General features: G+C 70.2%; 27 protein-coding genes and 1 pseudogene. 13 read left to right on the top strand and 15 right to left on the bottom strand.

Annotated elements, in window-relative coordinates:
- Positions 1-152 precede the first annotated feature (152 nt).
- The 3 genes from ETD85_RS21195 to ETD85_RS21185 all read right to left on the bottom strand — a co-directional run bounded on the left by ETD85_RS21195 (position 153) and on the right by ETD85_RS21185 (position 2,166).
- A complete protein-coding gene (locus tag ETD85_RS21195; protein ID WP_138691488.1) occupies positions 153-737 on the bottom strand; it encodes an SDR family oxidoreductase in 585 nt (194 codons plus the stop codon).
- A gap of 92 nt (positions 738-829) precedes the next feature.
- Entirely contained in the window at positions 830-1,261 is a 432-nt protein-coding gene (locus tag ETD85_RS21190) for an Rrf2 family transcriptional regulator (protein ID WP_138691487.1), read from the bottom strand.
- Positions 1,262-1,437: 176 nt separating this feature from the next.
- Positions 1,438-2,166: a TetR/AcrR family transcriptional regulator gene (locus ETD85_RS21185; RefSeq protein ID WP_138691486.1), complete on the bottom strand. Its 729-nt coding sequence runs from the start codon at positions 2,164-2,166 to the stop codon at positions 1,438-1,440.
- Between the two features lie 86 nt (positions 2,167-2,252).
- Between ETD85_RS21185 and ETD85_RS21180 the strand changes: the two genes are divergently transcribed.
- Positions 2,253-3,086: an alpha/beta fold hydrolase gene (locus ETD85_RS21180; RefSeq protein ID WP_138691485.1), complete on the top strand. Its 834-nt coding sequence runs from the start codon at positions 2,253-2,255 to the stop codon at positions 3,084-3,086.
- Between the two features lie 84 nt (positions 3,087-3,170).
- Here the strand turns inward: ETD85_RS21180 and ETD85_RS21175 are convergent, their stop codons facing one another.
- A complete protein-coding gene (locus ETD85_RS21175; RefSeq protein WP_206058437.1) occupies positions 3,171-3,683 on the bottom strand; it encodes a nitroreductase/quinone reductase family protein in 513 nt (170 codons plus the stop codon).
- Positions 3,680-4,117 (bottom strand): hypothetical protein, encoded by a 438-nt coding sequence (locus ETD85_RS21170; protein ID WP_138691484.1) that lies wholly within the window; start codon positions 4,115-4,117, stop codon positions 3,680-3,682. Before ETD85_RS21170 ends, ETD85_RS21175 begins: the two co-directional genes overlap by 4 nt.
- A gap of 38 nt (positions 4,118-4,155) precedes the next feature.
- On the opposite strand from ETD85_RS21170, the gene ETD85_RS21165 reads away from it, so the two are divergent.
- On the top strand, positions 4,156-4,593 hold the full coding sequence (locus tag ETD85_RS21165) for a hypothetical protein (RefSeq protein ID WP_138691483.1): 438 nt from the start codon (positions 4,156-4,158) through the stop codon (positions 4,591-4,593).
- Positions 4,594-4,747: 154 nt separating this feature from the next.
- Here the strand turns inward: ETD85_RS21165 and ETD85_RS21160 are convergent, their stop codons facing one another.
- A complete protein-coding gene (locus tag ETD85_RS21160) occupies positions 4,748-5,305 on the bottom strand; it encodes a CGNR zinc finger domain-containing protein (RefSeq protein ID WP_138691482.1) in 558 nt (185 codons plus the stop codon).
- 53 nt (positions 5,306-5,358) lie between these two features.
- Between ETD85_RS21160 and ETD85_RS21155 the strand changes: the two genes are divergently transcribed.
- Together ETD85_RS21155 and ETD85_RS21150 are read left to right on the top strand one after the other, a co-directional pair.
- Positions 5,359-6,630: an MFS transporter gene (locus tag ETD85_RS21155; RefSeq protein ID WP_276617243.1), complete on the top strand. Its 1,272-nt coding sequence runs from the start codon at positions 5,359-5,361 to the stop codon at positions 6,628-6,630.
- Positions 6,631-6,765: 135 nt separating this feature from the next.
- On the top strand, positions 6,766-7,038 hold the full coding sequence (locus ETD85_RS21150) for a hypothetical protein (protein WP_138691480.1): 273 nt from the start codon (positions 6,766-6,768) through the stop codon (positions 7,036-7,038).
- 14 nt (positions 7,039-7,052) lie between these two features.
- On the opposite strand, the gene ETD85_RS64730 is transcribed toward ETD85_RS21150, so the two are convergent.
- From ETD85_RS64730 to ETD85_RS21130, 4 genes are all read right to left on the bottom strand, one after another.
- Complete coding sequence (locus ETD85_RS64730; protein ID WP_206058436.1) at positions 7,053-7,193, bottom strand: hypothetical protein; 141 nt, start codon at positions 7,191-7,193, stop codon at positions 7,053-7,055.
- A gap of 68 nt (positions 7,194-7,261) precedes the next feature.
- Positions 7,262-7,960, bottom strand: coding sequence for a flavodoxin (locus ETD85_RS21140; RefSeq protein WP_206058435.1), 699 nt, complete (start codon positions 7,958-7,960; stop codon positions 7,262-7,264).
- A gap of 105 nt (positions 7,961-8,065) precedes the next feature.
- Positions 8,066-8,923 carry an aldo/keto reductase gene (locus tag ETD85_RS21135; RefSeq protein WP_240779276.1) on the bottom strand — a complete coding sequence of 286 codons (858 nt, stop codon included), beginning with the start codon at positions 8,921-8,923 and terminating at the stop codon, positions 8,066-8,068.
- Between the two features lie 25 nt (positions 8,924-8,948).
- Positions 8,949-9,923: an aldo/keto reductase gene (locus tag ETD85_RS21130; protein ID WP_138691478.1), complete on the bottom strand. Its 975-nt coding sequence runs from the start codon at positions 9,921-9,923 to the stop codon at positions 8,949-8,951.
- Between the two features lie 269 nt (positions 9,924-10,192).
- Here ETD85_RS21130 and ETD85_RS64725 point away from each other — a divergent pair, with 269 nt between their 5' ends.
- The 5 genes from ETD85_RS64725 to ETD85_RS21110 all read left to right on the top strand — a co-directional run bounded on the left by ETD85_RS64725 (position 10,193) and on the right by ETD85_RS21110 (position 15,207).
- A complete protein-coding gene (locus ETD85_RS64725; protein ID WP_206058434.1) occupies positions 10,193-10,549 on the top strand; it encodes a helix-turn-helix domain-containing protein in 357 nt (118 codons plus the stop codon).
- Positions 10,519-11,106: an MmyB family transcriptional regulator gene (locus ETD85_RS64720; RefSeq protein WP_206058433.1), complete on the top strand. Its 588-nt coding sequence runs from the start codon at positions 10,519-10,521 to the stop codon at positions 11,104-11,106. Before ETD85_RS64725 ends, ETD85_RS64720 begins: the two co-directional genes overlap by 31 nt.
- Positions 11,107-11,416: 310 nt before the next feature.
- Positions 11,417-12,016 carry a (2Fe-2S)-binding protein gene (locus ETD85_RS21120; RefSeq protein WP_138691477.1) on the top strand — a complete coding sequence of 200 codons (600 nt, stop codon included), beginning with the start codon at positions 11,417-11,419 and terminating at the stop codon, positions 12,014-12,016.
- A 6-nt stretch (positions 12,017-12,022) separates the two neighbouring features.
- A complete protein-coding gene (locus tag ETD85_RS21115; protein ID WP_138691476.1) occupies positions 12,023-13,006 on the top strand; it encodes an FAD binding domain-containing protein in 984 nt (327 codons plus the stop codon).
- Positions 13,003-15,207, top strand: a complete 2,205-nt coding sequence (locus ETD85_RS21110) for a xanthine dehydrogenase family protein molybdopterin-binding subunit (protein WP_138691475.1) — start codon at positions 13,003-13,005, stop codon at positions 15,205-15,207. The genes ETD85_RS21115 and ETD85_RS21110 overlap by 4 nt, the downstream gene beginning before the upstream one ends.
- A gap of 239 nt (positions 15,208-15,446) precedes the next feature.
- Here ETD85_RS21110 and ETD85_RS21105 read toward each other — a convergent pair whose 3' ends face one another.
- The 3 genes from ETD85_RS21105 to ETD85_RS21095 all read right to left on the bottom strand — a co-directional run bounded on the left by ETD85_RS21105 (position 15,447) and on the right by ETD85_RS21095 (position 18,608).
- Entirely contained in the window at positions 15,447-16,304 is an 858-nt protein-coding gene (locus ETD85_RS21105; protein WP_138691474.1) for a universal stress protein, read from the bottom strand.
- A gap of 217 nt (positions 16,305-16,521) precedes the next feature.
- A complete protein-coding gene (locus tag ETD85_RS21100; RefSeq protein WP_170246776.1) occupies positions 16,522-17,034 on the bottom strand; it encodes a TetR/AcrR family transcriptional regulator in 513 nt (170 codons plus the stop codon).
- A gap of 56 nt (positions 17,035-17,090) precedes the next feature.
- Entirely contained in the window at positions 17,091-18,608 is a 1,518-nt protein-coding gene (locus ETD85_RS21095) for an FAD-dependent monooxygenase (protein WP_138691472.1), read from the bottom strand.
- On the opposite strand from ETD85_RS21095, the gene ETD85_RS21090 reads away from it, so the two are divergent.
- The 4 genes from ETD85_RS21090 (at position 18,549) to ETD85_RS21080 (ending at position 21,471) form a co-directional block, all read left to right on the top strand.
- Positions 18,549-19,379 (top strand): ATP-binding cassette domain-containing protein, encoded by an 831-nt coding sequence (locus ETD85_RS21090; protein ID WP_338087159.1) that lies wholly within the window; start codon positions 18,549-18,551, stop codon positions 19,377-19,379. The genes ETD85_RS21095 and ETD85_RS21090 overlap by 60 nt on opposite strands.
- A complete protein-coding gene (locus ETD85_RS63215; protein WP_170246775.1) occupies positions 19,373-19,534 on the top strand; it encodes a hypothetical protein in 162 nt (53 codons plus the stop codon). The genes ETD85_RS21090 and ETD85_RS63215 overlap by 7 nt, the downstream gene beginning before the upstream one ends.
- The gene (locus ETD85_RS21085) at positions 19,531-19,773 is read left to right on the top strand and encodes a hypothetical protein (protein WP_138691471.1); all 243 of its coding nucleotides are present in this window, start codon (positions 19,531-19,533) and stop codon (positions 19,771-19,773) included. The genes ETD85_RS63215 and ETD85_RS21085 overlap by 4 nt, the downstream gene beginning before the upstream one ends.
- Before the next feature lie 633 nt (positions 19,774-20,406).
- Entirely contained in the window at positions 20,407-21,471 is a 1,065-nt protein-coding gene (locus ETD85_RS21080; RefSeq protein ID WP_138691470.1) for a hypothetical protein, read from the top strand.
- A 75-nt stretch (positions 21,472-21,546) separates the two neighbouring features.
- On the opposite strand, the gene ETD85_RS21075 is transcribed toward ETD85_RS21080, so the two are convergent.
- Positions 21,547-21,822: a TetR/AcrR family transcriptional regulator gene (locus ETD85_RS21075; RefSeq protein WP_276617241.1), complete on the bottom strand. Its 276-nt coding sequence runs from the start codon at positions 21,820-21,822 to the stop codon at positions 21,547-21,549.
- Between the two features lie 132 nt (positions 21,823-21,954).
- A pseudogene (locus ETD85_RS63210) lies at positions 21,955-22,236 on the bottom strand (hypothetical protein); the annotation flags it as partial.

Raw genomic sequence — 22,236 nt, 5'->3', positions numbered from 1 at the left:
TGCCGGTCGGGCCTCAGCCCTGGAACCGGAAGTGCTTGCCGCTCAGCGGACCGCCGAGATGCATGAGCGCCCCGCCTTCGCGCAGCGCGCCAAGATCGACCGGTGCGGTGCCGGGGATCGGGCTGCTGCGTCCCGCGTCGCCGATTTGGTGCCTAAAGCTGTGTGGCGCCGCCGTCGACGAACAGTTCCGCGCCGGTGGTGAAAGTGCTTTGGTCGCCGGCAAGGTAGAGGGCGGTGGCGGCGACCTCGTCGGGATGGCCGGCGCGGCCGAGCGGGGTCGGTGGGGCGAGCTCGGCCGCAGTGGGCCGATCGCCGGGCGGGAAAGCGGCCAGGAGCTCGTCCAGGCCCGGGGTCTCGACAGGGCCGGGGGTGAGGGCGTTGACGCGGATTCCGCGGCCGGCCAGCTCGGCGGCCCAGGTGCGGGCGAGGCTGCGGATCGCGGCCTTGGTGGCGGCGTAGACGCCCAGCCCAGGGACGGCCCGCAGGGCCGAGCTGGAGGAAAGCAGCATCACCGAGGCGCCGGCCGTCAGCAGCGGCAGCGCCTTCTGGACAGTGAAGACCGTGCCCTTGAGATTGATCGAGGTAGTGCGGTCGTACGCCTCCTCGGTGATCGCGCCGAGCGGGCCGTAGTCCCCGACCCCGGCGTTGACCACCACAATGTCCAGGCGGGCGATCGCCAGGCCGATGCCGCTGGAGGCGCCCGTGACGAGGGCGGTCTTGTCGTCCAGCTGTCCCATGAGAGTCTCCAGTTCTTGATGTAACCGTTTTGGTTACATTGACGATGTGCGAGGTACGGTCCTCTCGACCGGGGGAAATTGGCGGTACGAGGTCAGGCGGCTTTCAGGACGTCCCGCAGCACGTCCTCCAGCGTGGTCTTGGCCAGCTCGCTGCGCAGGGCGGCCTCCACCTTGTCGTACACGGCGGTCATCGCCGGCCCGATGCCGTGGCCCACGACGCACTCGGGGTCCGGTGTCGCGCGATGCAGGGCGAAGACCGGTCCCGGTTCGATCGCCTCGTAGACGTCGAGCAGGGTGATCGCCGCCAGGTCCCGCGCGAGCATCCAGCCCGCCCCCGCCCCCCGCCGCGATTCGGCCAGGCCGGCCTTGCTCAGGTTGGCCAGCAGGCGGCGGATCACCACCGGGTTGGTGTTGACGCTCGTCGCGATCTGCTCGGAGGTGGCGACCTCGTGGCCGCGGCGCTGATACAGCCCGATCCATGTCAGGGCGTGTGCCGCGATGGTCAGCCTGCTGTTGGCACTCACGTCGGACTCCACCCCCCTCGCGCCTCGGTTCTGGTCGTAACGATAGTTGTTACAACTGCCGGGCGGCAATTCCCGCGGTGTTGGCCAGCCCGACCTGGCGGTGGCCCGGTGCACGGTGCTCAACGCCGCCGCCCGTCGAGATGACGCGGGCGCGCTGGTATTCGAGGTCGGCGACGTTATGACGAGGACGGGCCGGCGCAGTGGGCGGCGAGGCCGTCCAGGAGGCAGCCGAGGCCGAACGCGAAGCGCCGTTCGCTCTCGCGCTCGACGTCGATCTCGCCCGTGGCGGCCATCCTGCCGGCCAGCGTCGGGTGGCGTTCCGCGACCTGGCGCAGGTATTCGGCCGCCCGCTCGTCCCAGCCGGATCCGGTCCCGCTCATGCGGGCCAGGGTGTCGCGCCAGGCGACCTCCGCGATGACCGCGCCGACCACGTGGTCGTTGACGGCGGCCATGGCGGCGTCGAGGTCGGCGCCGGTGAACCCGGCGCGCTCCAGCAGCCGCAGTCCGGTCTCGGCCAGGGTGAGAGCGTTCGGGCCCAGGTTGGCCCTGACGGTCAGCTCGGACAGGGCCCACCGGTGGCGCAGCAGCATGGCGCGGTTGCTGCGAGCCAGCGCCGCCAGGCCGCCCCGCCAGTCGGACGCGTCAGGGTCGGCGCGCACCTCCGCCAGCACGCGGTCGAGGGCCAGCTCCAGCAGATCGTCCTTGGTGTGGACGTACCAGTAGAGCGAGCCGGCGGTCACCCCGAGCTGGGTGGCGACGCGGCGCATCGACAGGCCGCGGTGACCCTCTGCGTCGAGGACCGCGACCGCCACGTCGACGATCCGCTCCCGGGTGAGCTGACGGTCGCGCGGCGGCCGCTCGGGACGCAGCCACACGGACCCGCCGGAGGACTCTGACGACGGCACGCGATCACCCTACTCGCCTTGACGCTGCCCTCTCACCTCCCTTATACAACGTTTAAGAGAATTAGACAGCGTTCAAGGAGGATTGGATGCCCGCCCTCGCCCCGGTGTTCCGCCCGAACGGCCCGCTGCCGGGCGACGTGCACGTGACCGCGCTCGGCCCTGAGTCCGGGCCGCCGGTGGTTTTCGTGCACGGCTCCACGAGCTGGGGCGATGACCCGGCGTACGGGTTCGCGGCGCAACGCCCGCTGGCCGGCCGGTTCAGGCTGCTCCTGATGGACCGCCGGGGCTACGGCGGCAGCCCGGACGCCGGTGACAGGTTCCCCGGCGACTACCTGGCCGACGCCGACGATGTCGCCGAGCTTCTCGGCGCGGGCGCGCACCTGATCGGCCACTCGTACGGCGCCGTCGGAGCCATGATCGCGGCGGCGCGCAGGCCGGAGGCGGTGCGCTCGCTCACCCTGGTCGAGCCGGGCAGCTACCAGGCGGCCGCCGACCACCCCGCCGTGGCTGAGGCGTTGCACGCCAACCGCGCCGCCTACGCCGACCTTCCCGACCTGACGCCCGAGGAGTGGCTTAAGGCCGCCGCCGGCTCGACGGGGATGCCGCAGCCGGGGACGGGCGATCGGCGGTTGCGCGCGGCCGGCACGGCGCTGCGCGAACGCGTCTGCTGGGAGGCGGGTCTCCCGCTGCCGGTGCTGCGGGCGGCGGCCTTCCCCAAGCTGGTCGTCTCGGGCACCTGGGAGGACGCGCCCGGCCCGTACCGGGAGCGCGGCGGCGTCCCTCTCATGGCCTGCGCGCGGGTCACGGCCAAGCGGATCGGCGCCCGCCACGAGCAGGTGCCCGGCAGCGCCCACTACCCGCACGTCGAGGCGCCGGAGCGGCTGAACGCGCTGCTCACCGCCTTCTGGTCCGGCGACTGAACGGTCCGCGCCTGAACGGTCCGCGCCGGTCCTGATCGGCCCCGAGAGCGGCCATCGTCAGGCCGGGCTCCGGCCGTACCCGTCTCATGGGTGCTGGTGGATGCGGAAAACGGGGTGACCAGGCGCGATTCGCTGGAACTCCGGCAGAGGAGCCGTCGGCCGCAGCCCCAGGTGCGGTCTCGCGCCGGGTGCGAGGGCGAGGTAGCGGCGAAGGATTTCGGCGCGATGCTCGGACGGGATCTCTTCGAGCAGGATCCGAGTCTCCTGGCCCTGACGGTGGAGCGCCGCCTTACCGCCCGCGGCCTGGACGTTGCGCACCCAGTTCGCGTCCGGCCCGAGCATCGAGACGAGGAACTCCTCATCGCGGTAGCCCGTGATCGCGACCGGAGCCGAGCGGATGGTCCCGCTGCCGCGCCCCACCACCTTCAACACGGCGAAATGGCGCGGCGACAGCCGCCGGGCCCCGTACACGAGGACATCTAAACGGTTGATGAGCCGCATGAGCGCGTTCGGCCGCCCGCCCCGGTACATCCTGCGCTTGAGCGCCGCGACCCCGCCCGCGACTACGCGGCCGATGTTCCCCGACGCTTTGGTCATCTCGTACTTCTCCTCAGCACAATCGCGGCGAGACCGGCCGCACACGGCAGGACCTGCAGCCAGCCCAGCAGCGGCGCGAGGCCGACGTCCCCCGAGGTGTCGCGGACGGTCAGTGCGGCGATCGCGAAGCAGACCGCAGCCGCGAGCAGCCCGATCGCCAGCGGGTGAGCCCACCTCTTGCCGACCCGAGCCGCCCAGGCCACGCTGAGCCAGCCGAGGATTCCCAGCCCTCCGACCGCGGACAGGATCACCAGGTACGCGGTGACGGCGGCGCTGATCGCACCGGGCTCGTAGGCCGGATAGCCGGCCTTGATGTGGTCCGCCAGGATGCCCTGGTCGATGAGGGGCAAGAGGGTGATGAGCCCGGTGAGCCCTGCCCCGGTGCACAGCAGCGCCGGTGAAGGCTGGTTACGCGGTCCCGGCTTCGGTGTCATCGCATGCGTCCCTTCTGGTCGCTGACGAGTTCGACACCATGAGCCCGGAAACGCTCAAAGACTTCCTCGACCCGCGCGACCCCATCGACAGCTTGCTCCAAGCCATCCGCGCTTACGAGGCCGCGCCGGGGCGCGCGTCCGACTCCCCGGCGGAGTCCGGCCAGGTCCCGCAGGCCGGCAAGAGCCCGTGGCGCAGGGTCCGCTACTTTTTCGCCGAGCCGTCGGTGCGCACGGCCGTCTGCGCCACACTCGACCGCGCCGCCCAGCGGATCGCACCGCTGATCCAGGCGACCGGGGAGATCAGTGAGACGCAGGCCCGCGTGATCGCAAACGCCCTCGCCTTCGGCTACTTCGCCGCACTCGAGCAGTGGTATCTCGACGGCGGCAACCGCCCCATCGCCGACTACGTCGAGGAAGGCATGCGGCCGCTACGCGGCATCTGGAGCGCGCCGCGGCCATCCTCCGAGCATTCTTGACGATCCCGCAGGGAAGTCATGATGACTCCGGCCATGGCGCCGCGACTTGGTGACGGCCTCGTCCACCAACCGATCGCGGCCCCTTCATGGCACCTGTTCGACGAACCGGCCGGAAGCCGGCATCAGATCTCCAGCCTTCGGCTCGGGGCGGAGCTCACTGTGACGGCGACACCCTCTTTGCCTTGACCCGCTGGTAGTGCCTGGCCGCCTTGGCCCGGTTGCCGCAGCCCTCCTTGGTGCACCAGCGGCGCAGGTGACGGCGGTCGAGGAAGAGCCAGCCGCAGTTGTCGGCCTGGCAGATGGACACCGACCGCAGATCGGGCGAGGCGAGCAGTTCGGCGCCCTGCCGGGCGATCGTCCACGAGACCAGGTCGGGTGAGTGCTGCTCGTCCCAGCTCCATGCCAGGTCGGCGGTCAGCCGCAGATGCCCCATCGCCGCTCGCAGGTGCGCGTTGATCCTGTCCACATCGCCGGGGTCGGGCGGATGGTCGTCGGTGGCGGCGCGAAACGAGCGGAACAACGCCTCGCGCAGGTCGCGTGCCGCGTCCAGGGTGGACTGCGTGCCGGCGGGCGCCGGGATCCCCGCCTGCTCCGCCCATTCGGCCAGGTCGGCGGGGGTACGCAGATGGTCGTACGGCTCCGGCCCCGTGTGCCAGCTCACCGTGTTGGCGAAGTCGAGGGGAAGCGAGCCCCCGACGAACATGAACGGCATGCTCTAACTATAAGAGTTGACACACAGGGTTAGAACCATCTATTTCTAACCCCGTGACATTGTTTAAAAGGGTAGAAGATCGCGACTTTGCATCGTTGTGGGCCGCGCAGTCCGTCTCGCAGGTGGGATCCCAGATCACCACCGTGGCGCTGCCGCTGGCCGCCGTCGCGCTGTTCGACGCCGGCCCCGCGCAGATGGGCCTGCTGAACGCCGCCGGCTACCTGCCCGCGCTCTTGTTCACCCTGCTCGCGGGCGTGTGGATCGACCGCGGCCGCCGCCTCCCGCTGCTCCTCGGCGCCGACCTGGGCCGAGCCGTCATGATCGGCCTGATCCCGATCACCGCCCTGGCCGGAATACTGAAGATCGAGGGTCTCTACCTGATCGTCCTGGTGAGCGGGGCGCTGACCGTGCTGTTCGACACCGCCTATCACGCGTACGTGCCCACGCTCGTGCCCGGCCGGAGCCTGACGCGGGCCAACAGCCGCCTGCAGTTCAGCGTCTCCTTCGGCCAGCTCGCCGGGCCGGGGTTGGGCGGCCTGCTGATCCAGCTGCTCGGCGCACCTGTCGCACTCGTCTTCGACGCGGCCTCCTTCCTCGTCTCGGCGCTGTTCCTGCTGCGCATCCGGCACCGCGAGCCGGCTCCGGCGCCAGGCGGTCGGCGGCAGATCCGGCAGGAGATCGCCGAAGGATCGCGCGCCGCCTTCGGCAACCGCCACGTCCGGCCCGTCGCCCTGGAGGCGGCCACGTTCAACTTCTTCAGCCAGTTCATCGCCGCCATCTACGTCCTGTACGCCGTGCACGACCTGGGGTTGTCCGCCGGGGTCATCGGCACCATCGCCTCGGCGGCGGCGGTGGGCGCCGTGCTGGGAGCACTCGCCATCCAGTCACTGGTGCGCAGGCTCGGCTTCGGCCCCGTGCTCATCGCGACCATGGTGATCGCCTCCACGCCGCTCGTCGCCATCCCCCTCGCCTCCGGCCCGGCGGCCCCGTTCGTGCTGGCCGTCGCCTACTTCGTGCAGGGATTCGGCCTCGCGGTGTCAGCCTCACAGGCGGTCACGCTGCGGCAGGTCGCCGTGCCCCCCGCCGTGGTCGGGCGGGCCAACGCCGCCTACCGCACGCTGTCGTTCGGCGTGCTCCCGCTCGGAGCCCTGACCGGCGGCCTGCTCGGCGATCTGATCGGCCTGCGCCCCGCGCTGCTGGTGGGAGGCATCGGGCTCGCGCTGGCACCGATGTGGGTGCTGCTGTCGCCCGTACGCCATCTGCGCACCGCCGAGGACGCCCGCCCGCGCCCGGCCGAGGTCAGCGTCTCTGCGCCAGAGAGCTGAAAGCGGACGGCCTCGCCCGGATGTCCGGTAAATGTCCTGCTGCTGACCTGGGGAAACGACCGTCGCACACCTAGATTCGATCTCAACTTGGAGGCACCGTAGGCGTGCTTCCTCCATCGAGCGAAAGGATGTGCCGTGCGCAGCAAACGCGCCCTTGCCGGGCTCGCACTGCTTCTGGGCAGCCTGGCCAGCGCAACGCTGGTACCTTCGACAGCCTCCGCAGCATCGGTCATGCCTCAGGTCTGCAACCCATCCTGCACGTGGACGTCGAGCGTTACCTCACAGTTGATCGCCACCCAGATCCTGCTCTTCGAGTACCAGATCCGCGTCCAGCAGGGCTACACCGTCACCCATGCGTCGGTGGACCCCGTTGCCGGCGGCTACCGGGCTCGGCTGGTCTACCACTAGCGATGCCCGCCCGTTCAGCCGGAGAAGTCGGTGCTCCGGCTGATCTCCTCCCAGGCGCGGATTTCCTCGCGCTGGGTGTCCAGCTCGGCTTCGACACCGGTGATCGCATCGCTTCCCAGCAGGAGCCGGAACGGTGCCTCGGGGGCTGCGACCACATCGACGATCGTCCGGCTGACGCCCGTGGCTGGTGTCGTTCTCCTTTCGCCTGCGCAGCTGATCGGCCTCAGCGAAGACCGGCGCGTCGAAGCCATGCGTCGACCTCGGCCTGGGCGCTGCTCACTTCTTCGCCGCGCACGGCGAGGCCTTCGGCGATGGTCGCGCCCGGGCATGAGGCGGCGTAGTCGCGTTCGGTGGTCCCCAGACCACTCATGGCGTACGTCGTGAGAGGGAAGACGGTCTTGCCGCGAAAGGAGAGGGACTCGGTGAAGGTCGTCATGATCATGGGTGCTCGGACGTTCCAGATGGGGCTGGCCAGCAGCACCGTGTCGTAGCGGTCGATCGTCGGCAGTGGGCCGGCGATGGCCGGGCGGGCGTCGGCGTCCTGTTCGCGCACGTTCCGTGCGACGGTCTCCTCGTAGTCGTCGGGGTAGGGGTCGGCGGGTTCGATGCGGTGGACGTCGCAGTCGATGCGCCTGCTGATCATCTGGGTGAGGACCTCGGTGTTGGCGACCTTGAGGTTGCGGCGTCCTCCGTAGTGGTAGTTCTCCCCCGCCCGGGAGAAGTAGGCCAGCAGGATGGGCTTGGCGGCCGGGCTGGAGCGGGCGGGCTGGTTCGCCGGCGCGGAACTCGGCCGGGCAGGCGGAGAGGCGGCGCAGCCGAGGATCGGGACGCCGGCCATCATGGCACCTCCGGACAGGAACGCGCTGCGCAGGAACGAGCGCCGTTCCAGCGCGGCGGTGGGATCGTCGCCAGGGTTCGTCATCACATGCTCCGGTGGGGTGCGTGCGCGGGGTTCGGTCATCTCGCGGGCGGGCCGCCGCTCCTCGCGGCGACGGAATCGCGCCGGCGGAGGCCGCTTCCAGCCGCGTCAGTCGCTGACGCGCACTTGTCCGAGTTGGCCGACCATGGCCGGGTCACGGTGGTCGAAGAACAGCGAGTGTCCGGTGTCCAGGGTGGCGATACGGGCTGTCTCGTCGTCGGTGAGCTCGAAGTCGAAGACGTCGATGTTCTGCGCCATGCGGTCGGGGCGCACCGACTTCGGGATCACGACGACGCCTCGCTGGATGAGCCAGCGCAGCACGACCTGCGGCACCGACTTGCCGTGCGCGTCGGCGATCTCGCTCAGCAGCGGGTGGGTGAACAGGTTGTTCCTGCCTTCGGCGAACGGGCCCCACGACTCGATCTGGACGCCGCGCTCGCCCATGAGCTGCTGGTCGGCGGTCCGCTGGAAGAACGGGTGGGTCTCGATCTGGTTCACCGCGGGCGCCACCTCGTTGTGGTCGATGAGGTCGATGAGCCGGTCAGGGTAGAAGTTCGACACCCCGATGGCCTTGATCCGGCCCTGGCCGTACAGCTCCTGCATGGCGCGCCACTGGCCGTAGACGTCGCCGTCCAGGCCGTAGCGGCCGCCGTGGCGGCAGGAGGAGTGCAGGCCCTTGAGGCAGAAGTCGCAGGTGTTGTCGCAGTAGGTGAACGGCGTGACGACCACGTCGCCCGCCCGCAAGGTCGCGACGTCGGAGCCGGTTTCCTCGACGACGCCGAGGAACTCGTGTCCCATCGGGCGTCCGGTGCCGGTGGCGGGCATGGACGCGTACGGCCACAGGTCGCTGCCGCACACGCAGGACAGCACGACGCGGACGATCGCATCGGTGGGCTGCTCGATCTTCGGGTCGGGCCGGTGCTCGACGCGGACGTCGCCGGCGCCGTACATGACGGCTGCTCGCATGACGTACTCCTCGATAGTTGCCGGGTCAGCGCTCGATCATCTGCATCTGCGCCTCGTTGTGGTGCCCGCCGGCGGCCGGGGGCAGGCTGTCGAGCTTGGCGACCTGCTCTGCGGTCAGTACGAGGTCGTCGGCGGCGACGTTCTCCTCCACGCGCGGGACCCGCTTGGTGCCCGGGATGGGGGCGATGTCGTCGCCCTTGCTGAGCAGCCAGGCGATGGCGACCTGCGCGGGCGTGGCGCCGGCCTCGGTGGCGATGGCCTGCACCTCGTCGGCCAGGGCGAGGTTGCGCTGGAAGTTCTCGCCGGTGAAGCGGGGGTTGGTGGCCCGGAAGTCGTCGGGGCCGAAGTCGCTTTCGGAGCGGATCTTGCCGGTCAGGAAGCCGTGGCCGAGCGGCGAGTAGGCGACGAGGCCGATGCCCAGCTCGCGCAGCAGCGGCAGCACCTGCTCCTGGTCGCGGGTCCACAGCGAGTACTCCGACTGCAGCGCGGTGATCGGATGGACCGCGTGCGCGCGGCGGATGGTGTCCAGCCACGCCTCGGACAGGCCGATGTGGCGGACCTTGCCCTGCTGGACGAGTTCGGCGACCGCGCCGATGGTGTCCTCGATCGGCACCTTCGGGTCCACCCGGTGCTGGTAGTACAGGTCGATGTGGTCGGTGCCCAGGCGCTGCAGCGAGCCCTCGACGGCGGTGCGGACGTTGGCCGGGCTGCTGTCGAGGTTCCAGGGGCCGTCGCCGGCGTGGGAGACCAGCCCGAACTTGGTGGCGATCACGGCCTGGTCGCGGCGGCCCTTGAGCGCCCTGCCGACGAGCTCCTCGTTGATGTACGGGCCGTAGATCTCGGCGGTGTCGATGAGCGTGACGCCCAGCTCCAGCGCGCGATGGATGGTGCGGATGGACTCGGCATCGTCGCTGCCGGCGCCGGTGTAGCCATGGGACATCCCCATCGCGCCCAGACCGATGCGGGAGACCTCCAGGTCGCCCAGCAGGATGTGCTTCATCGGGTTCTCCGTTTCTGTGCAATGGACATCGTGCGGTACGGGAGGCGCGCCGCACCGATGTCGCCCTTTGTAATATTTCATGCACTCCGAGTGGCCTACAGGAGCAAGACTCTCTGTAAATGGGACATACGGGTCGTTACTGGTATTCACTTTTGCGTGGTTCCGGCTTCGGTGCCAGGGCGGGTCGTGCCGGGGTGTGACGTTCGGGGGTAATGACACGGCCCCCCACCTGGCCACTGAGCACGCCGGCGTGGTGTGAAACTGGAGGTATGGCACCTCAGAGCACCACCAGCAGCAGCGACACGGAGCTGGGCCGGTTCCTGCGTGCCCGCCGTACCCAGACCAGCCCCGAGCAGGTGGGCCTGTCCGTCGGCACCGGGTTGCGCCGGACGCCGGGGCTGCGCCGGGAGGAGCTGGCCACCCTCGCCGGGATCAGTATCGACTACTACGTGCGTCTCGAGCGTGGCAAGGAGACCCGGCCAAGCCCCTCGGTGATCGACACCCTCTCACGCGCGCTCCGGCTCGACGACGAGGAGCATCAGCACCTGCGCGAGCTGGCCGCCCGCGCGGTTGCTACGTCTCCGAGCCGCCGCCCGTGCCCAGCCGGACCGTACGCCCCCATCTGAGGCTGCTGCTGGAGACGCTGCGCCCGAGCCCCGCCTACATCGTCAGCCGCAGCATGGACGTCCTGGCCTGGAATCCCGGCGGGCTCGCCCTGTACGCGGGCCTGGAAGACTGGCCGCTCAAGCAGCGCAACATCGCCCGCTACCTGTTCCTGCACCCCGCCTCGCGCGGGCTGTTCCCCGACTGGGACAACCAGATCCGCGGCTGTGTCGCCCGGCTGCGCGCCCAGGCCGGCACCGCGCCGGACGCGCCCGACCTGACCAACCTCGTCGGCGAGCTCCTGCTGAAGAGCCCCGACTTCGCCAAGCTCTGGGAGCGCTATGACGTGACCGGACGCAAGCCCATCCGCAAGACCTTCCACCATCCGCACGTGGGCACCCTCAGCCTCAGCGCCCAGTCCATGACCCTGGAAGGCACCCCCGGCCAGCGCCTCGGGGTCTACGTCGCCGAGCCCGGCAGCCCGGACTACGACGCGATGCTGCTGCTCGACCTGACCGCGCACGAGTCCGCCGCGCATGCGGCCGCGAGGAATGAGACGCCGCCGGGCGCACAGCCCTGACCCCGATCGCGATCCATCGAGCGTGGGGGGTTGCGCCACTCCCCTGAACACCGTTCCCTGGCACAGCACGCCCTGTCACGAGGCCGGCCGAGCCGCCAGTCTGACGGTGCGGTTGGCCACCGTCCGGTCACGGTGTCAAGCCCGCCCCTTGCGCACTCCCCCGCACCCTGCATGCATCGACAGTGAGGCACCGGCCGAACCCACAGCCCACGTACGACCACTGACCCCCTCCACCGCTACGAGAGAGTGGCCATGTCTACCGAACTACCCGAGTCAACCCGTCGCTCCCGCCGAGGGATCCGCGACCGCCATGTCCCGGCGCACGTTCATCGCGACCACCACCACCGCCGGTGGCGTCGCCGCGACCGCGGGCCTGGCCGCGACGCCGTCCGGACCCGCCGCGGCATCATCCGCGGCAGCCGAGGAGGTGGCCGCCGAGGCGCCGCCCGCCGGCCGGGTGACGCTGTCGGTCAACGGCGACCGGCACATCGTCATGGTCGACAACCGCACCTCGCTGCTGGACCTGCTGCGCGAGCACCTCGGCCTGCCCGGCACCAAGAAGGGCTGCGACGCCGGCGCCTGCGGAGCGTGCACCGTGCTCGTCGACGGTCGGCGCGTCAACTCCTGCCTCACCCTGGCCGTACGCCTGGACGGCGCCAAGGTCACCACCATCGAGGGCCTGGCCGGCGACGACCGCCTGCACCCGTTGCAGCAGGCGTTCATCGACCAGGACGCCTTCCAGTGCGGCTACTGCACACCCGGGCAGATCATGTCCGGCGTCGGCTGCATCAAAGAGGGCCGTACCGGCTCCGATGCGGAGATCCGGGAGTGGATGAGCGGCAACATCTGCCGCTGCGGCTGCTACACCAAGATCGTGCGCGCCGTCGAGCAGGCCGCGGGCCGGAAGTGAGCAGCCATGTATCCCTTCACCTTCACCAAGGCCGCCGGCACCCGTGAGGCGATCGACGCCGCCCGGCGCGGCGGACGCTACATCGCCGGCGGCACGACGCTCGTCGACCTGATGCGCGAGACCGTCGAACGCCCTGAAACCCTGATCGACATCGCCGGCCTGCCCCTGCGGGAGATCACCGTCACCGCACGCGGCGCTCTGCGCATCGGTGCCCTGGCCCTGATGGCCGACGCCGCCGCCCACCCCAAGGTGCGCACCACCTATCCCGTCATCTCCCAGGCCCTGGAGCTGAGCGCGTCCCCCCAGCTCCGCAACATGGCCACAATCGGCGGCAACATCATGCAGCGCACCCGCTGCACGTACTTCCGCGACGTGAGCGCCGCCTGCAACAAACGCCGGCCGGGCTCCGGATGCTCCGCCCTGGAGGGTGTCAACCGCACCCACGCGATCCTCGGCACGTCCGGCGAATGCGTGGCCACCCACCCCTCCGACGTCGCCGTCGCCTTCGCGGCGCTGGAGGCCACCGTGCACCTGCTCGGCCCGGACGGCGAGCGCAGCGTGGCGTTCGCCGACTTCCTGCTCCCGCCCGGCACCACGCCGGACCGCGAGCAGAACCTGCGTCCAGGCGAACTGATCACCGCCGTGGAGATCCCGGCTCACCCGCGCCCGTTGAAGTCCGGCTACCTGAAGGTCCGCGACCGGCAGTCCTACGAGTTCGCGCTCACCTCAGCCGCCGTCGCCCTGCACCTGCGCGCAGGTGTCATCCGCGAGGCGAAGGTCGCCGCCGGCGGCGTGGGCACCGTGCCGTGGAAGCTGCCCGCCGTCGAGCGGCACCTCGTCGGAAGGCGCCCTTCCGACGCGCTGTGGGCCGCCGCCGCCGCCGCGCTCGCCGCCGACGGAGCCCGCCCGCTCACCCACAACCGGTTCAAGGTCGAACTGCTCAAGCGCACCGTCGAACGCCAGCTCCGCATCGTGGGAGGAACCGCATGAGCCCGCAGCCAGAACGAGCGGTCGGCGCCCCGCTGTCGCGGGTGGACGGTCGGCTGAAAGTGACCGGGCAGGCCACCTACGCCGCCGACCACGGCCCCGAGCACGGCATTGACGGCATCGTGCACGCCGTCGTCGTCACCAGCGGTGTCGGCCGCGGCCGCATCACCGCCATCGACACCAGCGCCGCCGAAGCGCAACCAGGTGTCCTGAAGGTCCTCAGCCACCGCAACGCCCCCACGCTGCCGTACCGGCCCAACCCCGGCTCGCTCAACCTGCCGGGCGAACGGCTGCGCGTCTTCCAGGACGACCAGATCCGCTTCCACGGCCAGCCCGTCGCCGCGGTGGTCGCCACCACCCTGGAGGCCGCCCAGCACGCCGCCGGCCTGGTGCGCGTCGACTACGCCGCCGAGCAGCCCGTCACCGACCTGACCGGAGCCCCGGCCAACGATCCCGCCGCCTACGCCCGCGGCGACGCCGACGCGGCCTTCAACGCGGCACCCGTACGGCTGGAGATGACCTACCGGCTCTCCCGCACCCACCACAACGCCATGGAGTTGCACGCCACCGTCGCCCGGTGGACCGGCGCGCGGGTCACCGTGTGGGAGAAGACCCAATGGGTGCAGAGCACCCGCGACGAGCTCGCCGCCGTGTTCGGCATCCCGGCCACCGACGTACGCGTCATCTCCCCCTTCGTCGGTGGCGCGTTCGGCAACGCCGCCCGCTGCTGGCCGCACACCGTGATCGCGGCTCTGGCCGCCCGCGAGGTGGGCCGCCCGGTCAAGCTCGTGCTGACACGCAAGCAGCTCTACTCCGGGGTCGGGTTCCGGCCCGCCTACGAGTACAAGCTGCGTCTGGGCAGCGACCGGGACGGCCGGCTGGCCGCGATGATCCACGACCTGCGCGCCGAGACGTCACGGTATGAGCGGTTCAGCGAACGCGGCGTCCTGTCGCCCGGGCAGATGCTCTACACCACCCCCAACGTCAGCCAGGCCTACCGCACGGTGCCGCTGGACGTGAACACGCCCACCCCGATGCGCGGTCCCGGATACTCCACCGCCGCCTTCCCCATCGAGAGCGCGATCGCCGAGCTCGCCCACGAGCTCGGCATCGACCCGATCGAGCTGCGCCTGCGCAACGAGCCCGAAAACGACCAGGCCAGCGGACTGCCGTTCTCCACCCGGCGGCTGCGCGAGTGCCTGACCGCCGGCGCCCGCGAGTTCGGCTGGAGCCGCCGCAACCCCGAGCCCGGCCAGACCCGCGACGGAGACTGGCTGATCGGCACCGGCGTGGCAGCCGCCGTCTACGACACCCTCCGCGCCCCGGCCCAGGCCCGGGTACGGTTGAACGCCGACGGCACCGCCCTGGTCGAATCGGCCACCAGTGACATGGGCCCCGGCACGTACACGTCCATGACCCAGATCGCCGCCGACGCCCTCGGCCTGGCCGTCCGCGCGGTGACCTTCCGGCTCGGCGACACCATCCTGCCGCCCGCCCCCGTCCACGGCGGCTCTCTCACCATGGCCAGCGTCGGATCCACCGTGCAGGACGGCTGCGACAAACTGCGCCTGCAGGCGATCCAGCTCGCCGTGGAAGACGCCACGTCGCCGCTGCACGGCGCCGCCCCGGCCGACGTCGTGGTCCGCGACGGCCGGCTCCAGCTCAAGGACGATCCCGGACGCGGGGAGACGTACCGGCAGCTGCTGGCCCGCAACAACCGCACCCACCTCGAAGCGGACGGCGCCTACACGCCCGCGCGTCCGCAGTCCTCCATGTACGCCTACGGAGCCGTGTTCGCCGAGGTCGCCGTGGACCAGCGGCTGGGCCTGGTCCGGGTCCGGCGCATGCTCGCCGTCTACGACGCCGGCCGCATCATCAGCCCCAAACTCGCCGACAGCCAGGCCATCGGCGGCATGGTCGGCGGCATCAGCGCGGCCCTGCTGGAACACACGCTCACCGACCCCCGCGACGGCCGGATCACCAACGCCAACCTGGCCGACTACCTCGTCCCGGTCAACGCCGACGTCCCCCAGCTGAAAGCCATCTACCTCGACGGCCGTGACGACGTCGCCGACCCCATCGGCGTCAAGGGCCTCGGCGAGGTCGTCCTGGTCGGCGTGGCACCCGCCATCGCCAACGCCGTCTTCCACGCCACCGGCCGCCGCATCCGCCAGCTCCCCATCGCCATCGACGCCCTGCTCTGAAAGGCGAGCCGAGACGTCAACCATCATGAAGGTGGTACGCAGGCGCGTCCGCGCGGCGGCGGTCGATGCGACCGGCGCCAGGCCGCGCGGCGGCGCGGCGGCGCGGCCAGCTCCGCCTGGCGGCAGACCCTACGTTGCGGCTGCCCCGGTCGAAGTCTGGAGCACCGGCCGTCTCGGCCTGCGGCGCGTCCCAGTCACGGCGGGCCTGCCGGTCAGGTGCGGCGGGGTGCGGATGACGGTCATGATGTCCGGTCCGGCCGGCGTATCACGGCCACCGGGCACCGAGCGCGGCGCAGGATGCCGCGGCTCACGGAGCCGAGCACGGCGGAGGCGAACCCGCCGAGTCCGCGCGACCCGACCACGACCAGATCGGCCTGCCGGGACGCCCGGGCCAGCACCGTGACCGGATTCCCGGCCAGGACCGACACGACCATCTCGACCTCCGGGTACTTCTGCCGCCACGTTGTCAGCCGCTGCTCGATCTCCTGCTCGGTGATGCCGTTCGGGATGGGCCCGTAGCCCACCGGATGCGGAGTCTGCACCGGCGCCTGCAGGCCGTACAGCACGCGCAGCCGGGCATCCCGAGCCTGCGCTTGCTCCAGCGCGTACTCCAGGGCGGCTTCAGCGTCAGCCGAGCCGTCGAACCCGGCGACGACCTCGCCGTACGGCTGCTGAGCCGGCTCGTGCACGATGACCAGAGGGCAGGAGAGTTGGCCGGTCAGCGCCGGCCCGACCGAGCCCAGCACCTGTCCCGAGACCCTGCCGAGGCCGCGGCTGCCCAGCGCCACGGTGTCGGCGCTCCGCGCCTCGTGCTTGAGCCGCTCGGCCACCGCGCCCACGCCCAGCGCGGTCGTCACCTCCAGGCCGGGCCGCCGCTGCTGTGCCCGGCTCGCCGCCGCCCGCAGCATCGCGTCGCACTGCTCGGTCAACGTCTGGTGATCGCCGGCCGCGGTCAGCGAGTGTTCGGCTGTCCACGGGCCGCGTACGTGCACGATGCGCACGCCCAGCCTGCGCCGGGCCGCGTCATCGGCCGCCCAGTCCAGCGCGGCGTACGATGCCGGCGAGCCGTCGATCCCCACCACGATCGTTCTCGTCATCTCCCTGGCCTCCTCAGACGCGCGCGGCAAGCCGTGGACGGTACCGCTCCTTCCATCCCGATCTCACGTCTTCAGTACACGCCCGCCCCGGCCCCGTCTCCAGGGGACAAAGTCCCTGGCCAGCAGGGACGACCGGCCATGGGTGCCGCTCCAGCCACGAGTTTCGCGCGCGACCGCCTGCTGGCCCGGCCGCCACAGCCTTCTTCGCGCATGGAGATCAGGGCTGGTATCCGATGTGGTGCAACAGAATCCGCAGCCGGCGCTCGACCTGTGCTGCGGTCACATCTTCCGCATGCTGGAGCAGGACGGATCCGATCGAGCTGGCCAGGATGTCGTGGATGACGCTCGGATCGGTGTCCGGTGGGAAGTGGCCGGCGTCGATGGCCTGCTGCGCGATCTGCGCCAGGGCGTCCAGCCGTGGGCGCAGGTAGCGCTCGGTGTAGGCGGTCACCAGCCTCGGGTAGTCGACTGACGCGCCGATGACGCGAGCCATCAGCGCGCGGAAGCGGGGGCGGCTGAGGAGCTCGGCGATGGACGAGACGAGATCGTCGATCGACTGCCCGGCTGGGGCAGCGTCCATGTCGGGGGCGCGGGCGTGCTCCAGTGCGGCCATGAGAAGGTCGTCCTTGGCCCGCCAGCGGCGGTAGACGGTCAGTTTTGCCACCCCGGCGCGTTGGGCGACCGCTTCGATGCTGGTGCCCGCCGCGCCGCGTTCGATCAGCAGGTCCAACGCCGCCTCCAGGATGGCGGCGTCGTTTCCTGGGTCGCGTGGGCGGCCGTGGCGTTCTATGCCGGCCACAGCACCTGGTTCAGCCATGCCGTCAGTTTGTCGGGTCCCGGCTGGTCACGCCAACCGATGTGCCCGTCGGGGCGGATCAGCACCACATCGTGCGGGTGCGGCTCCACCGGGGTGAGGGCGAGGACCAGGTCGGCGCCCAGTTGTGCCGCGGCGGCCTCGGCGTGGCGGGCGGCGACGTGCCGATCGCCGGCCAGCACCACCCAGCGTCCAGCGATCGCGGCGTGCAGCGTGGTCTGACCGCCGTCGAGCCGTCGGCAGGCGAGGTCGGGCATCCGGTCGCCGGGGCGCGGGCCGCGCGTCCACCGATGCGAGGCGGAGGCCAGCGGTCCGCCCCGGTAGCTGATGCCGAGCTGGGAGGCGGCCAGCCACAGCCGGCGCTGGATCCCGGGCAGGCGGACGATCGGCAGGACGACCTTGTCGCGCAGCAGGCGTTTCCACGGGTCGTGTGGCAGCATGATGTCCACGGCGGTGCTGGTGGCGCGCAGGACTTTTCGGGCCAGCGGCCGTCGCTCGCCCTCGTAGGTGTCGAGCAGGCGCTGCTCGGCGCGGCCGCGGGCGACCAGCACCAGCTTCCAGGCCAGGTTCTCCGCGTCGCCCAGCCCGGTGTTCTGCCCCTGGCCGCCGGTGGGGCTCTGGATGTGTGCCGCATCGCCGGCCAGCAGGATCCGGCCGCGCCGGTAGGCGTCGGCGAGGCGGCGGTGGATGCGGAACTCCGAGGCCCAGCGGACGTCGCTGACCGTGTCGAGGCCGACGCCGCTGCGGCGGGAGAACTCGCTCAGCACCCGCTCGGTGATCTCGTTCTCGGACAGCTGGTCCGGCAGGTCCGGCGGGGGTTCGGTGAACACCCGCCAGGTGTCGTCCGGCAGCGCGGTGACCGACAGCATGTGACCGGCGTCCATCCAGGTCGTGCTGCCGTTCTTGTCCAGCGGCCAGCGGGCCCGCACGTCGACCATCAGCAGGCGTTCGAGGAGTTTGCGGCCGGGAAAGCCGATGCCGGCGAGTTTGCGTACGGTGCTGTGCGCGCCGTCACAGCCGATCAGCCAGTGGGTCTCGATGTGCTGCTCGCCGCCGCCGGCCGTCTGCACGGTGGCGGTGACGCTCGTGTCGTCCTGCCGGGCCGCGACCAGCCGGGTGCCCCACTCCACCTGGCCGCCCAGCTCGGCCAGGCGTTGCCGCATGGTGCCCTCGACGTCGGCCTGCGAGATCAGCAGCGCCTGTTTCGGCTGGTCGGCGACGGCTTGACCGACGTGGAGCCGCAGTACGGTGCGCGATCCCTCGTTGTAGGACATGTTGAGCGAGGACTGGGAACGTTGCGGCAGGTCGCCGAGCGCGCCGATGCGTTCCAGGACCTCGACGCCGCGTGGTTGCAGGCCGAGGGCGCGGGAGGTGGTGGCGGGGCCAGGTGCGGCGTCGATGACGCGGACGGGAATGTCGTGTAATGCCAGGTGGATGGCCAGGGCCAGCCCGGTGGGGCCGGCGCCTGCGACCAGTACGGTGTCAGTCACTTAGTAAACGATACGGTACCGATTACTAAGTCAGAGAGTGGGGACGCATGTGATCACAGTCACCGTCCCGCCAGATGGCGGCACCAGACCGGATCACTTCACAGGGAGGGGTTATTCCCGAAGCGAGTCGGTGCCCCGCGATCTCGCGTCCCTTCGTCACCGGGTCGGGCGGTCGACGGTGATGTCAAGGCCGCTGCCGGTCCGGGCGGTGACCGCGATCCGTCCCGGGTGGGCGCAGCAGCCGCCCGGCCTCGATGTACCCGGCGAGGGGCCGCTCGTCTTCAACCAGAAGCACGCGAGTATCGCAACGCCCGCATATGGAACACATATGAGCACGTTGTCGGGTCGGTCGGGACCGGGAAGACCAAGCTTGCCGGTGGCCAGCTCCAACTGACTGCGGGCGCCATCACCGTGCTCGGCGGCCGCCCCGCGGGCACGCCCGCGCAGCTGGCCAAGGTCGGGTTCGTCGCCCACGACACCCCCGTCTACGCGGGACTGACCGTCGCCGAGCACCTGCGACTGGGCGCACAGCTCAACCCCCGCTGGGACGAGGCCATGGCACGCGAACGCATCACGCAACTCGGCCTCGATCCCGCTCACCGGGCGGGCAAGCTGTCCGGCGGCCAGCGCGCCCAGCTCGCCCTCACCCTGAGCCTGGCCAAGCGGCCCGAGCTGCTGATCCTGGATGAGCCGGTCGCCTCGCTCGCTGCTGACCTCCGGATTCGTCGCGGTGACGCGGAAACTCAACCTCCGCCCTGGCGGCCATGGTGAAGGACTCCCGCGTACGCGCCGGGATCGACGTGGACGGCAGCACCTACGCCCGGATCCCCAGGAGCGGCTTCTCCCGGCCGTTCATGATCATCGGTACGGAGCAGCACGTCCCCGGCGGCAACGACTCATCATCGGACGTGACTGGAAGCTGTTGACCGGATGGAAGCGCTGGATCGTGGTGACGGATAGCGACCACCAGGCGTTCACCGACATTCCGCTGATGGGGCCTCCCCTCGGCATCAAGCCCGCGAAGTGCAGCGCCGCGATTGCCCGCCCCTATGTGGCAGCCTTTCTCGACCAGCACCGGAAGGCACGACGGCAGCCACTCCTGGACAAGCCGTCAACACAATACCCGGAGGTCAAGCTCTGCCCGGAAAAATGCGGTCAATCCTGATGTCCGGCACGCTCCTTGCCCGCACCCGTCATCTCATTACGCGGCCAGGTATACGAAACGGAAGCAAGGAAGAGGGCAGCGGCACCAGAAATTAACAAAGCCCAAGCATTGTCGCCCGGCATTTACCGACGACGGCACTATCGCGCGCGACTTTCCGAAGCACTTTACCGCATCAAATCGCACGTTGTCAGCCGAATGGCGACGTTGTCGATCAGTACCCTCTAGCTGCGGCAATACGGCCTCCGAGCCCCACCTGCAGATCGTCTTGGGGGCCGATCCTGCCAGTAGGGAAACTCCCGATGAACGAAGCGTCACCGCCACGCTCCGCCCTCGCCCGAGCCAAGGAAATCGCGGCGAACCGCCTCCTCGGATTCCTTGTGTGAGTTGATCAACATGGCCTAAGGTGTTCGGCGCCGGACGGCAAAGGCATAACGTGCATGACGAAGGCCGGCAGGAGGCCCATGCACACCACAAGCTCAGCCCGTCCGGAGTTGTTATCTTATTGTCCAAAGACTTGGGGACCTTAATAGGATGCCATCTCAGCATTTATCGCAACCGCGCCACTTCTCGGTAAACCGCCTGATCAGATGGGCTGGCGCCGCCGCCGCTGCCGCTCTCGTCACCTCGGTCCTGATGGCCGGTGCGAGCACGCAGGACGGCCAGGCCGCTGCCGCCAGCGGTGCGACTCTCACCTCCGCCATCGAGGCGCGGCCCAACGACGGCTCGGGATACTGGCCGGACTTCTCCAACACCGGCTACTCCAACACCCCCGCCAACGCCGGTGGCCTCGGGCTGGGGGCCTATCCCGGAAAGCTCACCGACTACGCGGCCGGCATGAGCCCCGACAAGCCGTTGCGGGTCGAATACCCGGACAACAGCGTGATCGCCTTCACGCGCTTCACCGCCTTGAAGACCTACATCTACGGCGACAATCTCACCTTCGTGGGCTGCCTGTTCGAGGGCACGAACCCCAACGACAACCTGGTGCAGATCTACTCCGACACCAACATCAAGTTCCTGTACTCGACGTTCAAGCCCAGCTCCTACGCGATGCCTCCCGGCAACGACGGCACGGTGTCCTCCTCCCACACCGAACCGGGCACGCCGTTCGAGGACTCCTGGCAGCTCGCGACGACGATGAAGGAAGCCGTCGCCGTCATGGACCACAACGACATCTGGGGCAACGCTGGGATGATCATGGTGACGGGATTCCCCGACCGCCCCTCGACCTGGACGAACAACTACATCCATGACATGGCCGACACCACACACGATGTCTATCACCACGATGGCATCGGACCGCAGAGCGAAGGCGACGGCGGAAATATGATCGTCCGCCACAACACCCTGGCATCCCTCGGCAACACCAATGCGCTCGCCCTGCAAGGCACGGGCGTCTACCAGAACGTCTCCGTCACGGACAACTACATCTCCGGATGGGGTTACGCCCTCAGCATCGGCACCGTCGACAACGCCAAGAACATCACCGTGACCGGAAACGTGTTCTCAGCCGAGCTCGATCAGCTGTACGGCTTCCTGTACGGCAACATCTGGGGCGGCTCCGCTCGCGGCTCCACCTGGCGCAACAACCTCATCCAGGCGCGCACCGGCGACGGGAACACCCGCTATTCACCGGCCGACAACGGCAAATATCTGTGGCCAGCCGGCACCACCCACACCACCGACTACACCGGCTGACCATCCCCGCACCCGCCGGCCGAGCACGTCAGGTGGCAGCGGTGTGCCCGCCGCCGGCCGCCGGTGACGTCCGGGTCATCGCGTGTCACCGTCAGGACTGATGAGGCATTGGAGGGAGGCGCCGTACAGTTCGATGGCCCGGTCGAGGGCGGCGTCGGTGACGCCCTCGGGATCCATGATCGTCCAAGCTTGGATGACGCCGAGGAGCTGGGCTCCGGTCAGGTGGGCGCGCAACCGGGTGTCGGGGCCTTCGAGCAGGCCCGCGAGCCGGTCGACGAACAAGCGGGCCGATCGTCTCCTGCAGGGCCGCCCGGACGCGCTCGTAGTCGGAGGTCCGGAGCAGCGTGACAAAGGCGCGGCGGGCCAGAGTCTGAAGCCGTTCGGGCGGTGGGTGCGGCGCGCCGGCCGCGCCGGTGCGTCCGGGAGCGCGGGGCCAGCGCCAAGCCGCCTCCGAGCCGGAGTGGCGCTGCCTGTCGTGGCAGGTCAGCGGCTGTCATCCAGCCGGAACCGGGTGCGGAGAGGCGGGATCGCCTTGCCCGGCGTTTCGCCGGGCTGGCCGTTTCGGGGGGACAGCTCGCGCTGGGTGAAGATGTCGGTCAGCACGCTGATCGGCACACCGGCCTCGGTGCGGTAGCGGAACTGCCGGTCGAGGTTGAGGCTGTAGCGGTTGCGCCGCCCGATGCGCTCGCGGGTCAGATAGCCGGCTTCGTAGAGATCGCGCACGATGTTCTGCGCGGTGCGTTCGGTGATGCCGATGCTGGCGGC

It is taken from the genome of Nonomuraea zeae (assembly GCF_005889725.1).
Classification (GTDB): domain Bacteria; phylum Actinomycetota; class Actinomycetes; order Streptosporangiales; family Streptosporangiaceae; genus Nonomuraea; species Nonomuraea zeae.
The sequence above is the reverse complement of the archived record's forward strand: the minus strand, read 5'-3'. Positions and strand labels throughout refer to the sequence as shown.

Excerpts from the sequence above, each read along its gene's own strand:
- ETD85_RS64725 (WP_206058434.1), top strand. The coding sequence starts at position 10,193 with ATGGCACCTCAGAGCACCACCAGCAGCAGCGACACGGAGCTGGGCCGG.
- ETD85_RS21105 (WP_138691474.1), bottom strand. The coding sequence starts at position 16,304 with ATGACGAGAACGATCGTGGTGGGGATCGACGGCTCGCCGGCATCGTAC.
- ETD85_RS21180 (WP_138691485.1), top strand. The coding sequence starts at position 2,253 with ATGCCCGCCCTCGCCCCGGTGTTCCGCCCGAACGGCCCGCTGCCGGGC.
- ETD85_RS21170 (WP_138691484.1), bottom strand. The coding sequence starts at position 4,117 with ATGACACCGAAGCCGGGACCGCGTAACCAGCCTTCACCGGCGCTGCTG.
- ETD85_RS21080 (WP_138691470.1), top strand. The coding sequence starts at position 20,407 with ATGGCCGGTGCGAGCACGCAGGACGGCCAGGCCGCTGCCGCCAGCGGT.
- ETD85_RS21160 (WP_138691482.1), bottom strand. The coding sequence starts at position 5,305 with ATGCCGTTCATGTTCGTCGGGGGCTCGCTTCCCCTCGACTTCGCCAAC.
- ETD85_RS21165 (WP_138691483.1), top strand. The coding sequence starts at position 4,156 with ATGAGCCCGGAAACGCTCAAAGACTTCCTCGACCCGCGCGACCCCATC.
- ETD85_RS21130 (WP_138691478.1), bottom strand. The coding sequence starts at position 9,923 with ATGAAGCACATCCTGCTGGGCGACCTGGAGGTCTCCCGCATCGGTCTG.
- ETD85_RS21135 (WP_240779276.1), bottom strand. The coding sequence starts at position 8,923 with ATGCGAGCAGCCGTCATGTACGGCGCCGGCGACGTCCGCGTCGAGCAC.
- ETD85_RS21140 (WP_206058435.1), bottom strand. The coding sequence starts at position 7,960 with ATGACGAACCCTGGCGACGATCCCACCGCCGCGCTGGAACGGCGCTCG.
- ETD85_RS63215 (WP_170246775.1), top strand. The coding sequence starts at position 19,373 with ATGGTGAAGGACTCCCGCGTACGCGCCGGGATCGACGTGGACGGCAGC.
- ETD85_RS21195 (WP_138691488.1), bottom strand. The coding sequence starts at position 737 with ATGGGACAGCTGGACGACAAGACCGCCCTCGTCACGGGCGCCTCCAGC.
- ETD85_RS21110 (WP_138691475.1), top strand. The coding sequence starts at position 13,003 with ATGAGCCCGCAGCCAGAACGAGCGGTCGGCGCCCCGCTGTCGCGGGTG.
- ETD85_RS21175 (WP_206058437.1), bottom strand. The coding sequence starts at position 3,683 with ATGACCAAAGCGTCGGGGAACATCGGCCGCGTAGTCGCGGGCGGGGTC.
- ETD85_RS21120 (WP_138691477.1), top strand. The coding sequence starts at position 11,417 with ATGTCCCGGCGCACGTTCATCGCGACCACCACCACCGCCGGTGGCGTC.
- ETD85_RS21115 (WP_138691476.1), top strand. The coding sequence starts at position 12,023 with ATGTATCCCTTCACCTTCACCAAGGCCGCCGGCACCCGTGAGGCGATC.